This is a genomic window from Deinococcus peraridilitoris DSM 19664 (assembly GCF_000317835.1).
GTDB lineage: Bacteria > Deinococcota > Deinococci > Deinococcales > Deinococcaceae > Deinococcus_A > Deinococcus_A peraridilitoris.
The window spans coordinates 2244010-2256279 of sequence record NC_019793.1 but is presented as its reverse complement, the minus strand read 5'-3'; the positions used below and the strand labels follow the sequence as shown (position 1 = coordinate 2256279).

12 protein-coding genes and 1 tRNA gene are annotated in these 12270 nt (G+C 64.6%); 5 read left to right on the top strand and 8 right to left on the bottom strand.

Annotation, left to right across the window (positions count from 1 at the left end; genetic code table 11):
- Positions 1–8: 8 nt before the first annotated feature.
- The gene (locus DEIPE_RS11030) at positions 9–1451 is read right to left on the bottom strand and encodes a DEAD/DEAH box helicase (RefSeq protein ID WP_015236048.1); all 1443 of its coding nucleotides are present in this window, start codon (positions 1449–1451) and stop codon (positions 9–11) included.
- A 109-nt stretch (positions 1452–1560) separates the two neighbouring features.
- On the opposite strand from DEIPE_RS11030, the gene DEIPE_RS11025 reads away from it, so the two are divergent.
- Positions 1561–2238 (top strand): M48 family metallopeptidase, encoded by a 678-nt coding sequence (locus tag DEIPE_RS11025; RefSeq protein ID WP_015236047.1) that lies wholly within the window; start codon positions 1561–1563, stop codon positions 2236–2238.
- 15 nt (positions 2239–2253) lie between these two features.
- Here the strand turns inward: DEIPE_RS11025 and DEIPE_RS11020 are convergent, their stop codons facing one another.
- Positions 2254–2898 carry a GNAT family N-acetyltransferase gene (locus tag DEIPE_RS11020; RefSeq protein WP_015236046.1) on the bottom strand — a complete coding sequence of 215 codons (645 nt, stop codon included), beginning with the start codon at positions 2896–2898 and terminating at the stop codon, positions 2254–2256.
- Positions 2895–3518 carry an FMN-binding negative transcriptional regulator gene (locus DEIPE_RS11015; RefSeq protein WP_015236045.1) on the bottom strand — a complete coding sequence of 208 codons (624 nt, stop codon included), beginning with the start codon at positions 3516–3518 and terminating at the stop codon, positions 2895–2897. The genes DEIPE_RS11020 and DEIPE_RS11015 overlap by 4 nt, the downstream gene beginning before the upstream one ends.
- Positions 3519–3616: 98 nt before the next feature.
- On the opposite strand from DEIPE_RS11015, the gene DEIPE_RS22275 reads away from it, so the two are divergent.
- Entirely contained in the window at positions 3617–5224 is a 1608-nt protein-coding gene (locus DEIPE_RS22275) for a sensor histidine kinase (protein ID WP_015236044.1), read from the top strand.
- A gap of 10 nt (positions 5225–5234) precedes the next feature.
- Here DEIPE_RS22275 and DEIPE_RS11005 read toward each other — a convergent pair whose 3' ends face one another.
- Positions 5235–6416: an aminotransferase class I/II-fold pyridoxal phosphate-dependent enzyme gene (locus DEIPE_RS11005; protein ID WP_041230848.1), complete on the bottom strand. Its 1182-nt coding sequence runs from the start codon at positions 6414–6416 to the stop codon at positions 5235–5237.
- 225 nt (positions 6417–6641) lie between these two features.
- Here DEIPE_RS11005 and DEIPE_RS11000 point away from each other — a divergent pair, with 225 nt between their 5' ends.
- The gene (locus tag DEIPE_RS11000; RefSeq protein WP_015236042.1) at positions 6642–7745 is read left to right on the top strand and encodes an acyltransferase family protein; all 1104 of its coding nucleotides are present in this window, start codon (positions 6642–6644) and stop codon (positions 7743–7745) included.
- A gap of 67 nt (positions 7746–7812) precedes the next feature.
- On the opposite strand, the gene DEIPE_RS10995 is transcribed toward DEIPE_RS11000, so the two are convergent.
- The 3 genes from DEIPE_RS10995 to DEIPE_RS10985 all read right to left on the bottom strand — a co-directional run bounded on the left by DEIPE_RS10995 (position 7813) and on the right by DEIPE_RS10985 (position 11286).
- Positions 7813–8751 carry a nucleoside hydrolase gene (locus tag DEIPE_RS10995; RefSeq protein WP_015236041.1) on the bottom strand — a complete coding sequence of 313 codons (939 nt, stop codon included), beginning with the start codon at positions 8749–8751 and terminating at the stop codon, positions 7813–7815.
- 231 nt (positions 8752–8982) lie between these two features.
- Positions 8983–9228, bottom strand: coding sequence for a hypothetical protein (locus DEIPE_RS10990; RefSeq protein WP_015236040.1), 246 nt, complete (start codon positions 9226–9228; stop codon positions 8983–8985).
- A gap of 174 nt (positions 9229–9402) precedes the next feature.
- Positions 9403–11286 (bottom strand): AfsR/SARP family transcriptional regulator, encoded by a 1884-nt coding sequence (locus tag DEIPE_RS10985; protein WP_015236039.1) that lies wholly within the window; start codon positions 11284–11286, stop codon positions 9403–9405.
- Between the two features lie 46 nt (positions 11287–11332).
- Between DEIPE_RS10985 and DEIPE_RS24000 the strand changes: the two genes are divergently transcribed.
- On the top strand, positions 11333–11512 hold the full coding sequence (locus tag DEIPE_RS24000; protein ID WP_157448840.1) for a hypothetical protein: 180 nt from the start codon (positions 11333–11335) through the stop codon (positions 11510–11512).
- Positions 11513–11751: 239 nt separating this feature from the next.
- Here the strand turns inward: DEIPE_RS24000 and DEIPE_RS10980 are convergent.
- Positions 11752–11836 (bottom strand) — tRNA-Leu (locus DEIPE_RS10980).
- 136 nt (positions 11837–11972) lie between these two features.
- Between DEIPE_RS10980 and rpsO the strand changes: the two genes are divergently transcribed.
- Positions 11973–12257, top strand: a complete 285-nt coding sequence (rpsO, locus tag DEIPE_RS10975; protein WP_015236038.1) for a 30S ribosomal protein S15 — start codon at positions 11973–11975, stop codon at positions 12255–12257.
- Positions 12258–12270 lie beyond the last annotated feature (13 nt).

The following is a 12270-nucleotide window of genomic DNA, read 5'->3' as shown; positions in this document are numbered from 1 at the left end:
ACGAAGCCTTAGAGCTCCTCCCAGTTGACGGAGGTGGGCAGATCCTCCAGGTAAGGCAGCGGGCGGAGGCGTTCCTCACGCCCGGGCCCTTCACCATGACGACGGCGGGAAACGTGCTCCTCGCTGGTGTTCTCGGCGATCACCTCGTAGAGCACCGCATGCTTCTCGCCGCCGCCTTCTTTCTGTGCGCGGCGCAGAATGCGCCCGAGGCGCTGGGTGTGCTCGCGCTCCTCTCCGGTGCCCGAGAGCACGATGGCAATGCTGGCTTCGGGCACGTCCACACCTTCGTTCAGCACGCGCGAGGTGATTAGCACCCGGTACTCGCCGCGCCGAAAGGCGTCGAGCAGGGCCACACGCTCCTTGACGGGAGTCTGGTGCGTCAGGGCGGGCAGCAGAAACTCCTGCGAGATGCGGTACACGGTGGCGTTGTCGTCGGTGAAGACCAGGGTTCGCTCGTCCGGGTGCTGCGCCAGCAGTTCTTCCAGGACGCGCAGCTTGCCCTCGGTGCCAAAAGCCAGCGCGCGCGCTTCACGGTGGGCGAGCATCGCGGCGCGTCCTTCCAGGCTGCCACTCTGCATCACGAACGAGCGCCAGCCGTCCAGGCTCGCGAGGCTGATGCCGCGTGAGCGCAGAAAGTCGTTGCGCCGCTTGATGCAGGCGTCATAGCGTGCCCGTTCCTGCGCGGAAAGCTGCACGGTGATGCGCACCTCGCGGTAGGGCGCCAGCGCACCGCCGGCCAGTTCCTCGCTTTTCTTCTGGTACACCAGCGGACCGATCAGCTCACTCAGGTCGCGCAGCCGCTCGCCGCGCGGCGGGGTGGCGGTGAGGCCCAGCCGGTAGGGAGCAATGGCGTATTCGGCGATGGGGCGGGTGAACTCGCCGCCCAGGTGGTGCGCTTCATCGAAGATCAGCAGGCCGTAGCGGTCCCCCAGCCGCTCGGCGTGAATGGCCGCCGAGTCGTAGGTGGCGATCAGGAGCGGCGTCTCGTCCTTGCTGCCTCCTCCCAGCAGCCCGACACTGGTGTCGGGGTAGGCGCTCAGCAGCGTGACGTACCACTGGTGCATCAGATCCAGGGTGGGTACACAGATCAGGGCGCTGCGCGGGGTGGCCTGCATCGCGAGCTGCGCGAGGTAGGTCTTGCCTGCGCCGGTGGGCAGCACGACCAGCCCACGCCGTCCGGCGTTCTTCCAGGCCTCCAGCGCTTCTTGCTGGTGTGGGTAAGGCTGCTGGGCCCGGGCAGCACGAAGCTCCAATGGCTCGAAGCGTCTCGCTTCGTCGTGCACCGACACTCCATCAGCGCGCAGCCCTTCCATCAGGTCGCGGTAACGCCAGCCCGGCGCACGGAAACGCGAAACGCGCTCATCCCACTCCACGAAACGCGTCCAGTGCGCTCCACGCGGGGCAGGATGCAGCAGCAGCGTTCCGCGCTCGTAACGCAGGGTGGTCCTCACCGTTCTGCCCTCTTCATAACGCTCCAGTCTAGCTACGCTGTTTATGAATTTTATTGCGCGGTTTTCATGTTCACCGTGGTCCGCGGCACCGAAGGGCTAGACTGAAGGGGTGAAGGTCGACATTCGCCGCTCGGCGCGCCGCCGCACGCTGGCCCTGCGCGTCACCCGCGAAGGTGTGACGCTGCACGCGCCACAGCACCTCAGCGAGGCCGAGGTGTGGCGCTGGGTCGAACAGAAACGCGAGTGGATCGAAAAAGCCCGGCAGCACTTTGACGCCCGCTGCCCGCCCGTCTACCAGTTCGTGGACGGTGAGAAGCTGCCCTGTCTCGGCGAGGAGCTGACAGTGCGCCGCACACCGGGCCGCACGGCGCGGCGCAGCGGGAACGTGCTCGAAGTGCCCGACGGTGACACCGAACGGGTGCGCCGCGCCGTGGAGGCCTGGTACCGTGCCCAGGCGCTGGCGTTCTTTACTCCGCTCGCCCACGACCTCGCGCGCCGACTGAATCGGGAAGTGCGCGCGGTGAAGCTCACCAACGCCCGCACCCGCTGGGGCAGCTGCACCGCCAGCGGGGAGCTGCGCCTGAACTGGCGGGTGCTGCTCGGCCCGCGCGCCGTGGCCGAGTACCTGTGTGCGCACGAGGTCGCACACCTGCGCGAGTTCAACCACTCGGTGCGTTTCTGGCGCCTCGTGGCCGTCCTGATGCCCGAGTATGCCGCCGCTCGTGCGCACCTGCGCGAGCACGGCTGGCGCTACACTCTCGGCGGCGAAACGCCCGGCGCTCAGTAAGACCCGAAGCCTGGTTCAGGGTGCGAGGCGAGCCTGCAAATTCTGCCGAACCTCCGGCCATTCGGGCCGGATGACGCTGTACATCGCCGTATCGCGTACGCCCCCGTCCGCCGCCGGGCTGTGCGCCCGCAGGACGCCTTCGAAGCGCGCCCCCAGCCGCTCGATGGCCGCGCGGGAACGTTCGTTGCGCGCATCGGTCTTGATCGTCACGCGTTTGACACCCCAGCTTTCGAAAGCGTGGGTCAGCATCAGCAGTTTGGCTTCGGTGTTGACCCCACTGCGCTGCGCGCGCTGCGCAAGCCAGGTCCAGCCGATTTCCACGGCGTCCGGAAACTGGGAGCGCTCCCGACCGTCCGGCCAGATCCAGTGCTCGATATTGCCAAAACGGGTGGCACCCAACACTTCCCCGCTGGCCGAGCAGGTGGCAAAAGGCAGCGCGCGGCCCGCGGCCGCGTCGGCCAGGGCACGCTCCACATAGCGCGTCATCGCTTCGAACGAGTCTGGCACCGTGGTCCAGCGAAACGTCTCGCGCTCCGCGCTTGCCGCCTGCAGCAGGCCGGGCACGTGCACTTCCCGCAAGGGTTCCAGCCGCACCAGCTGCCCCTGAAGGGTCAGCTCATCGAGGGTCACGGTGTTTGGGATCACGGTGTTTGGGGTCACGGGGTCCCCTCCAGGCAAGTCTCCTGCTCCAGGGCGCGCTGCATCAGCCTCGCCGTGTCGCGGTCCGAAGCGCGCTCCGACAAGGCCAGCGCTGCCACGACGTTGCTTCGGTCCTGTGCGCTCTTGTTCTGGCTGAGCTTGTACTTGCCTTCCAGACGGGTCACCCGCACCTCGAAGGTCACCACTCCCGCCAGCAGGCGCCGCTCGAAGTCCTCGGGAATGTCGTGCATGTCGGGAGTATGCTGCCTCACCAGACCGTAGGCGATTTCGCGCGTGGCTTCCCCTTCCACCACCCGCGCCGCGCCGTAGGCGTGCACCGCCGCGTAATTCCAGGTGGGTACGTTGGGCGCACTGTCATACCAGTTGGCGTGCACGAGCGCGTGCGGTCCCTGAAACACCACCAGCACTTCAGAATCGCCAAAATGCTGCCATTGCCGGTTGGCGCGCGCCATGTGCGAACGCAGGTACACCTCGCCCTGCTCTTCGTGAACCAGCAGCGGCAGGTGCGAGGCATACGGAACGCCCTCGGGCGCCGTGACCAGCAGGGCAAAGCCGTGCTCACGCATAAAGCGCCGCAACTCCTGGGGATCGTCCTGACGGAAGTGCGCGGGAAGATACATGTCCTCACTGTAAGCTGGCTGATCGCGGGATGAAACGACCACTGGGGGCCATTCCGGCCGGTCCACTTTCGCAGGCGCGAGTTCGATTAAGATAAAGCATGTCGTCAGCTCATCCCGACGCCCCCACGCTCGTCGGCGAGGCCCTGTGGCGTGTGGACGCCGATGACCGCTTCGTCTTCGTCAGTGCGGCCGGTGCCGCACTGCTCGGCCACACGCCAGGCGAACTGCTCGGTCGGCCCTGGCGGGAATACTACCCTGGCGCCTCTACCTCGACCATCGCGCGGGTCCTGCACGAAGCCCGCCGCGCCCGCGAGCCGCTCTCGGTCGAAGCGCACTCGGTCACCCTGGGACGCTGGCTGGAGGTGAACGTTTATCCCGACGGCGAGGGGTTCCTCGTTCACCTGCGTGACACCCACGAACGGAAACTGGCCGACGTGCGCGCCGGACGCCTGCAGGCCGTGACCGAGGCGCTCGCGGCTGCCCTGACACTCCCTGAGGTGGTCGAAGTGGTCCTGGAGGCGGCCACGCCCGCCTCGGACGCCGAGGCGGGCGCCGTGATGCTGCTCACCGAGGACGGACGCTTTCTCGATCTGATCGGCCAGCAAGGTTATCCGTCCGCCACCACCAGCGCCCTCACGCGTGTTCCCGTCGAAGCGAACACCCCGCTGACGCACGCCTTGCGCGCCGAGGACGCGCTGTTCCTGTCAGGCAAGCAGTTCGCCGCGCAGTACCCGCACCTGCCGCGCCCGGAAGATCTGTCACAGGACGCTCTGCTGGTGGTGCTGCCCCTGATGGTCGGCGGCGAGACGCTTGGTGCCTGGCAGCTCACGTTCCTGCCCGAAAATTCGCCTGGCGACACCGAACGTGGCTTCATCGAGACGCTGGCGCGCATGAGCGCCCTTGCGCTGGCGCGGGCGCGGCTGTACGCCGGTCTGGAACGCGCCGTCGAAAAGCGCACCCTCAAGCTGCAGGAACTGAACAGCGAAATGCGCGCCTACGCCGACGCGGTCTCGCGTGACCTGGCGCCCTCACTGCGGCGCATCCGTGATTTCGCCGACGTCCTTTCACGTCGGCTGCTGCCCCATCTCGGCCAGGGCGAAGCGAGATTCTTCGAGCACATTCAGACTGAAGGTGAACGGATGTCGCGCCTGATCGAGGAACTGGGAACGTTCGTGATGAGCGGTCAGGACCTGGTTCCCTACGGCAACGTGCCACTCTCGCAGATCGTCACGGAAGTGCGCACCGACCTGGCGCCCCTGCTGCGACAGCGCAGTGTCATCTGGAAGGTACTGCAGCTTCCCACCGTGCGTGGCAACGCCCAGTTGCTGCGTCAAGCCTTCGCGGCGCTCCTGAGCAACGCGCTCAAGTACACCCGCACGCGCCAGGAGGCGTTGATCGAAGTCGGGGCGCGGCGTGAAGATGACGGTTGGCTGGTGTGGGTGCGTGACAACGGTGTCGGCCTCAAGGCAGGTCCGCCTTCCGATCTGTTTCATGTGTTCAGTTCAGGCCCCATCTGCACGCCGGTCACGTCCGCACTCTTTCCACCCGAACAGTCTCCCGAAGGGCACACCGGCGGGCTCGGGCTCGCGAATGTCCGGCGCATCGTGGCCCGGCACGGCGGACGCGTGTGGGCCGAAGGCGCCCCCGATAAGGGCGCGACGTTCTACTTCTCCCTGCCCGACCAGCCCTCACCCCGCGACGACTGATCAGGCAATCCTACCGCAGGCGGTCCAGACGTGCCGCCGCTTCTTCGAGTCCGCTCAGGGTCTTGCAGAATACGAACCGTGCCAGGTGCGCACCCTGCGCGCGGTGTGGCGCCGAGAAGAAGATGCTGGGTGCGATGGCGGCCACCCCTACTTCGCGCACCAGCCAGCGGCAGAATTCACGGTCGTCGTGCGTTCCCGCCTGCTCTGCGAAAGGTGACCAGTCAGCCAGCAGGAAGAAGGTGCCGTCGCATGGCAGGACCTCGAACCCCACCGCGCGCAGGGCCGCCGTGAGCAGGTCGCGTTTCACCCGGTACTCGGCGCGCATGGTGTCCTCGTAACCCTGCTCGCGGGCCGTGCGCAACCCCTGTGCCACGGCTGCCTGCAGGGGCGTCGGTGCGCAGAACGGCCCGAAGGTATGGGCGCCACGCAAAGCTGCCGTCAGTTCGGGTGACGCCACGGCCCAGCCGATCCGCCAGCCGGTGGCCGCGAAAGTCTTGCCCACCGAACCGAGCGTCACCGTGCGCTCCCGCATGTCTGGCAACGACGCGATGGAAACGTGCGGACGCTCGAACGTCAGGCGGTCGTAGACTTCGTCGGAGAGCACGTACGCGTCCCACTGCCGGGCAAAGGCAGCGACGGCGGCCAGCTCCCCGGAAGAGAACACCTTGCCGGTGGGGTTATGGGGCGTGTTCAGTACGATGGCCTTGGTGCGCCCGTTTCCAGCTTCCTGCAACGCGGCCAGCGGCAAATCCCAGCCTGCGGCGCTCCGCTGCAGCGAGACGCTTCTGGGCGTACCGCCGGCCATGCGCACCTGTGGCGCGTAACTGTCGTACGCAGGTTCGATCAGCACCACTTCGTCACCCGGTTCGATCAGTGCCAGCAGCGCGGCGGCCAGACCTTCTGTGGCGCCCACCGTGATGGTCACCTCCTGCTCGGGATCGGCCACGAAACCCAGCGTCGGTGCGAGCATCTCCGCGACCGCTTCGCGCAGCGTCGGCAAACCGGGAGGTGGACTGTACTGGTGCGCCGATGACATGGCGGCGTGCAGGAGCGCGTCTTGCAGAAAGGCAGGCGGACCAAAATCGGGAAATCCCTGCCCGAGATTCACGGCGCCATAACGCTGTGCCAGGGCGGTCATCTCGGCAAACGGGCTGGGGCCAAGGGCGGCCACGCGGGCCGCAATCGCTTTCATGCCGGTCAGCTTAGCAAGGGTGATATCAGCAGGCTGTACAGGGAGGCCGGGACGGCCCACCTTCCAGGACATGAAAGGGCCAAAAGCCTTGTTTCACGACCGGACCACGCGAACCCCGCGCCATGAGAAGCCTGGAAGGGGGCATTGAGTCACTCTTCAAATAGGCGCAGGTAACACTCCCGCGGCAACGGCGGTTACTTAAGGTAAGTCTGGAGGGGAACCCACGTGACCGCACCACAGCCAGACTCATCCCGTTTCAACAACTTCGACGTCCTGCGTTTTTTTGGAGCACTGCTGGTCTTCATTTCGCACGCGACTTTCGTGCCGACCGGTTCCTTGTGGGCCGATCCCCTGTACGCTCTCTCAGGCGGCCAGATGACCATCGGCTGGATTGGTGTGGGCCTCTTTTTCGTGGTCAGCGGTTATCTCATCACGCAGTCCTGGGAGCGGCGACGGGGGGTGCTCGCCTTTTTCCGGGCGCGCGCCATGCGCATTTACCCTGCGCTGATTGTGGTGGTGCTGGGCATCTTCCTGATCGGCGGGGCCATCTCCACGAGCCCTGCCTACTTCTCGCAGCCCGGCGCGCTGTCCTACCTGGGCAATATTCTGGTGCCCTTCAGCGACAACCACTTGCCCGGGGTGTTCGAGGAGCTGCCCTCCAGCGGCGTGAGCGACAACTTCTGGACCCTGCGCTACGAAATCGGCGCGTACGTGCTGCTGGCCTTGATGGGAGCGTTGCAGGTGTGGCGGCGCGACACGGTGCTGGTGCTGTTTCTGCTGGTCAGCCTGCTGTTCGCGCTGGGCGGCAGTGCCACCAACAATGGCTGGTTCGATCTGCCGCGCTACTTCCTGGCAGGCTCGCTGGTCTACCTGTACCGCGACAAGATCCGCTGGACGCCCGGCTTCGCGCTCGCCTCGCTGATCGGCCTGGCGCTGTTCACCTTCACGGGCGGGATGAAACTGGCCTTTTCGGTGTTCGGCACTTATCTGACGCTGTATCTGGCCTTTGCGCCCTGGCTGAAACTGCAGCGCTTCGGGAAGTACGGCGATTTCAGCTACGGCCTGTACCTGACCGGGCTCTTCATTCAGCAGCTCGTGCAGCGCGCTGATCCCAGCCTGGGCATGGTGGCCAACTTCATGATCAGTTTCCCCATCGCCATGCTCGCCGCGGTGGTGCTGTGGTACACCGTCGAGAAGCCCGCGCTGACCTTCAAGGGCGGCAAACCCAAAACCCGCTCGGCCGCTCCTCGCCCGGAGTACTCCGGCACGTACGCCGTGCGGCGCGCGCCGGTCAATTCACAGGGATACCCGCGAAACTCGCGTCGCTGAGCAGCCGTTCCCCTCAAGCACCACGGCCTTGCCGTGGCACTTCGTTTCGGCGCTCCGTCAACCGGCTTCAGGGCAGGCGCGCCAGACGCTCGGACAGGAGAGTATAAAAACCGTCCGCATCGGCCTGCATGGCCACGAAAGCATTCGGCATCTCGCCTGACACGCCGTTCACGTCGCACGACGAGCGGCCAAAATTCGGTCCTTCGCGGTCGTCGATCTGCACGAACATCTCGCGGACCCCAAACAGTTCCGGCTGCAGCAGAAAGGCCACCGTGCACGGATCGTGCAGGGCCCCACGCTTCTGGCGTCCGCGTGACGCGACCCGTTTCAGGTAATCTTCCAGAAAGCGAGACGCTACCCGGCCCGCGTTGGAGTTCACGTCCTGCAACTGCTGGACGCGGGCCTCGTCCACCGGTACCTGGCGGCTAGCGTTGAGGCCGAACATCGTGATCTTGACGCCCGACTCGAACACCACGCGGGCCGCGTGCGGATCGGCAAAGAAGTTGAACTCGGCCGCCGGAGAGGCGTTCCCCCAGTCGGCGCTGCCGCCCATCAGCACAACCTCACGCACGTCGCGCGCGAACCGCTCGTCGAGCCGCAGCGCCAGCGCCAGGTTGGTGAGCGGCCCCGTGGCGACCAGCGTGACTTCCCCTGGCCGGCCACACACGGCGTCGATCATGAACTGCGCGGCGTGTCCTGACTCCGCTGCGCGCCGGCAGGGCGGCAACTTCACGTCGCCAAGTCCACTTTCGCCGTGGACGTGCGTCGCGTGTAAGGCTGGACGTATCAGTGGCCGCCAAGCCCCGGCATAGACGGGAACGCGTGCTCCCGCTTCACCGGCCAGTTCCCGGACCAGCAGCGCATTGGCCAGCGTGCGCGGCAGTCCGACGTTGCCATGCGTGACGGTCACGCCAAGCAAGTCCAACTCCGGAGACGCCAGGGCCAGCAGCAGGGCAATCGCGTCGTCGTGCCCCGGATCGCAGTCGAGGATGATCGGTAAAGCCATGCGCCGAGTCTATCCCCGATGCCAGCACTGCTAAGTGTCTACCGCTTAAGATCTTCCGTCCTGGGAACAGCACCCAGAACGACAGAACCCAGCGGCAGACACGCTTCCCCGACTCGCCTCCGCTCGCCCCACGTTTTGGGAAAATACCAAAACTCAAGTGGGGGCTACTTAATCGCCGTGGACTCCAGTGTCCACGCTCAGCTCCGGGACCTGAAAACCGCCAGAAGTTGATCAGCCCTGACGTGAAGAACTCGGGCTGGTCACGAACTGTGCCAGCAGCCCGAGAGCGATCAGGGCCAGCCCGGCCGCCATCAGAAAGGGCGAACTGCGCAGCGAGCCGCTGACCAGCAGTCCCAGACCACTGGAGGCCGTGATGGCGCAGACAGCCGCACGGTCCCGACTGCCGGGCGCGGAGATATCGGTGAACAGGATGACCAGAAACGCGCCGACAAACAGGGTGATAAAGCCGCCTTCCATAGTTAAGGAAAGCTTAACAAAAATTCGAGAAGTTGGATGAACTTTTGACGTGCCGTCCGCTGCACCCCCGGGCCGTCGTGTTTCAGGCTGGCGCCGCTTCAGCCGCATCATTTGCTTCCACTCACGCAGCACAGCGTTCAGAAATCAGGGAAGACTCCTGAACGCAAAACGCCATCAATTATGCAGGCGGTTCAGTTCGGCCACGTATTTCGCCAGTTCCTGGCTGGGCGCCACGACTTTCGCTGCCTCAACCCGGCCTTCCAGCACTTCCCGGTCAAAAGGATCAGCGCGCAGATACTGGTTGGCGAGCAGGATATAGCGCCGGTAGTCACCGTCGGCCTGGTACCGCGCCATCTGGGTGCGCAGCTCGAAAGTCAACGCCAGCAGGGCCTCGTCGCGTTTCTGCTCGGCCCACTCGCTGTCTTCGATATCGGGCATGAAGTCACCCCGGTACAAAGCCAACGCCCGCGCCACCTCACCCTTGGACAGCGCCTCGTGGAAGTGCAGCAGATCGAGGTCCACGTGCACCAGACGACCCAGGCGGTACCAGGGCGCGTTGTGTGGGCCCTCGAAACTCACCACTTCCTGCCCGAGTTTGTCGCGCAGCTCCTTGATGGCTGCCCGGATGTAGTTTGCACCCGTCACGCTGTCCTTGTCCGGATACAGATCGAGCTGAATTTCCGCCCGTGTCCGGCCCGGGTGAAGCGCCAGGTACGCCAGCAGCAGGGGGCTTCCCTTCAGCGTGAACTCTACGGGCGCGTTGTCCTTGAACACCACCACCCGCCCCAGCGTCGTGACCTGCAGGCGCATCAGGCCGTCTTCCGGCAGGCGCGGCGCCCCCGCCAGATTGGCCAGGTTGTCGAGCACCGGCTCCATGTACGGCGCGAGGTCAGGCTCCAGCACCGCGAAGTGCAGCAGTTCGGACAGCTCCTCGAGGTCAGGGCGGAACGCCACCAGGTAGCGCAGGCGCAGCATCTCCATCAGGGCTTCACGCAGGGCGCTCGCGGCAGTCGATTCGTGCCCGGTGTGCAGGGCGGCGTCTGCGAGGTGCAGCAGGCAGCGAATAAGCTCGGGCGTGCGGCCACGCTCCCTGAATATCCGGACCGCACGGTCAAGGTCTGCCTCGGCTTCGGCATACTGGCCGCGGCGCCGGGCGATGACACCACTCGTGGCAACCAGCTCTGGTGGCCAGTCAGAGGGACGCTTGCCATAAGCATGCAGAACCTCAATCGCTTTGCCATGCAGCCCCACGGTGCTGTAGTGCTCAGCAAGGCGAGACGTGACCCAGGTCAGCAACAAATAATCTTGTAAATCCTCGCTCAATGGCCGCAGCCGCTCGAGCACTTCGACATACTGGGCGTAGCTCCCGGTCAACCGATACAACTCCGCTTCCGAAGTCATCAGTACTGCCCTGGGACGGGCCTCCTGGGTAAACTTCAGCACGCGGTGGGCTTCCGTCAAGATGTCTTTGGCTGCCGAGAAGTCACCGGTCTCGATGAGCAGATCAAGCAGGTTTGTCAGCGCCGTCAAGCGCGGATAAGGAACAGGCTGTTCGGGCAGTGCGCGAATTGCTTCGGTATACAACTGTTGGGCGCGCTTATAGTTACCGCTTTTTGCATGCATCCATGCAAGCGATTGCGTAACCCGCGCAGTGATTTCGTCATCTCCAAGGGCCAGATAGCCATGCCATGCCCGCTCACAGCGGCGCAACCCCTCTTCAGCTTTGCCTGACTGGAATTCCGCGACACCCCACCACCGCAAGGCACGCAGCTGCAATTCGCCCGAAAGAGTGTCAGTAACGTTCTGAAGATGCGCCGTAGCTTCGTCGAAACGGCCCAGAAGCCGCAACACATTCCCCAGTTCCACCTGAGCTTCTTGATCACCCAGCATGGCGGCCTTCGTCAGCGGCAGTTCTGCGTCAACAAAGCGCCCCACACGAAGCAGCGAAATTCCCAATATCGCCGTCGAACGGGCTGCCTGCTGGTCGTCAGATCCATTGAACGCCGTGATTACTTCGGTGTAGCGACCTGCCTCGAAGTCCAATATCAGCTGATCCATTGCGCTCCTAAAGCTTACTCATTGCCTTGTCTCTAATCTAACAGGTATGAATAAGCTTCTGCGCGTAAAAATTCTCGTAATGCTTCTTGGTGTTCTGGTCGGTTCGTCCTCGCTTGCCCTGGCCGGTGGATGTGGTGACGCAGGAACCATGAAACCAACCAAGCTGACCAGTTCTACCCTGCTGAGCGTTGCAGCTGGAGGTTCTGGCGATGCGGGGACGATGTAAATGAAACGCCCAGAGCAGTCACTCAAAACCACGCCGACCCCAAAGCCCAGCCCCGTCACCTGGTCGCCCAACGTTGTGCGAAACGAGCCAAAGCGTATTCAGGTGCATATTATGGCGGGGCCCGTCGGCGACGCGGGTGTGATGTAGTCGAGCTGGCTTCCGGGCATTTTGCTCTACCCTTCTTCCGAAGAGCATAAACGCAGGACGAACAGAACAAGGCTCCCTTTCGGGAGCCTTTCTGGTGCTGGAGATGGGACTTGAACCCACACGCCTCGCGGCGCTAGCACCTCAAGCTAGTGCGTCTACCAATTCCGCCACCCCAGCAAGGTGCGAGTAAAAGGATAGGACCCTGCCGGTTTTTTGTCAACTCGCGCTGAACGTGATACACTGCCGTGCCGCTTGGTGGGTGCGTATTCGCGAAGCTCACCTCGTCGGGACTTTTCAAAAGTAGAGGTTCAACGTGCCGAACGCCGAACAGAAAGCCGAAACCATCCAGCAGTACGCCACGAGCGCAGGCGACACCGGCAGCACCACCGTGCAGGTGGCCCTGCTGACCGAACGGATCAACAACCTGAGCCGTCACCTGGCCACCAACAAAAAGGACAAGCACGGCCAGCGTGGTCTGCAGCTGCTCAACGGCCAGCGCCGCCGTCTGCTGAAGTACCTGGAGCGCGAGAACTACGAGGCGTACATTGCGCTGACCGACAAGCTCGGCATCCGCCGCGGCCAGCGCGTCGTTCGCTAATTCGCCTACCGCA

Coding starts and splice junctions, on each gene's coding strand:
- DEIPE_RS10995 (WP_015236041.1), bottom strand. CDS start 8,751: ATGGCTTTACCGATCATCCTCGACTGCGATCCGGGGCACGACGACGCG.
- DEIPE_RS11005 (WP_041230848.1), bottom strand. CDS start 6,416: ATGAAAGCGATTGCGGCCCGCGTGGCCGCCCTTGGCCCCAGCCCGTTT.
- DEIPE_RS22275 (WP_015236044.1), top strand. CDS start 3,617: ATGTCGTCAGCTCATCCCGACGCCCCCACGCTCGTCGGCGAGGCCCTG.
- DEIPE_RS10990 (WP_015236040.1), bottom strand. CDS start 9,228: ATGGAAGGCGGCTTTATCACCCTGTTTGTCGGCGCGTTTCTGGTCATC.
- DEIPE_RS10985 (WP_015236039.1), bottom strand. CDS start 11,286: ATGGATCAGCTGATATTGGACTTCGAGGCAGGTCGCTACACCGAAGTA.
- DEIPE_RS24000 (WP_157448840.1), top strand. CDS start 11,333: ATGAATAAGCTTCTGCGCGTAAAAATTCTCGTAATGCTTCTTGGTGTT.
- DEIPE_RS11015 (WP_015236045.1), bottom strand. CDS start 3,518: ATGTATCTTCCCGCGCACTTCCGTCAGGACGATCCCCAGGAGTTGCGG.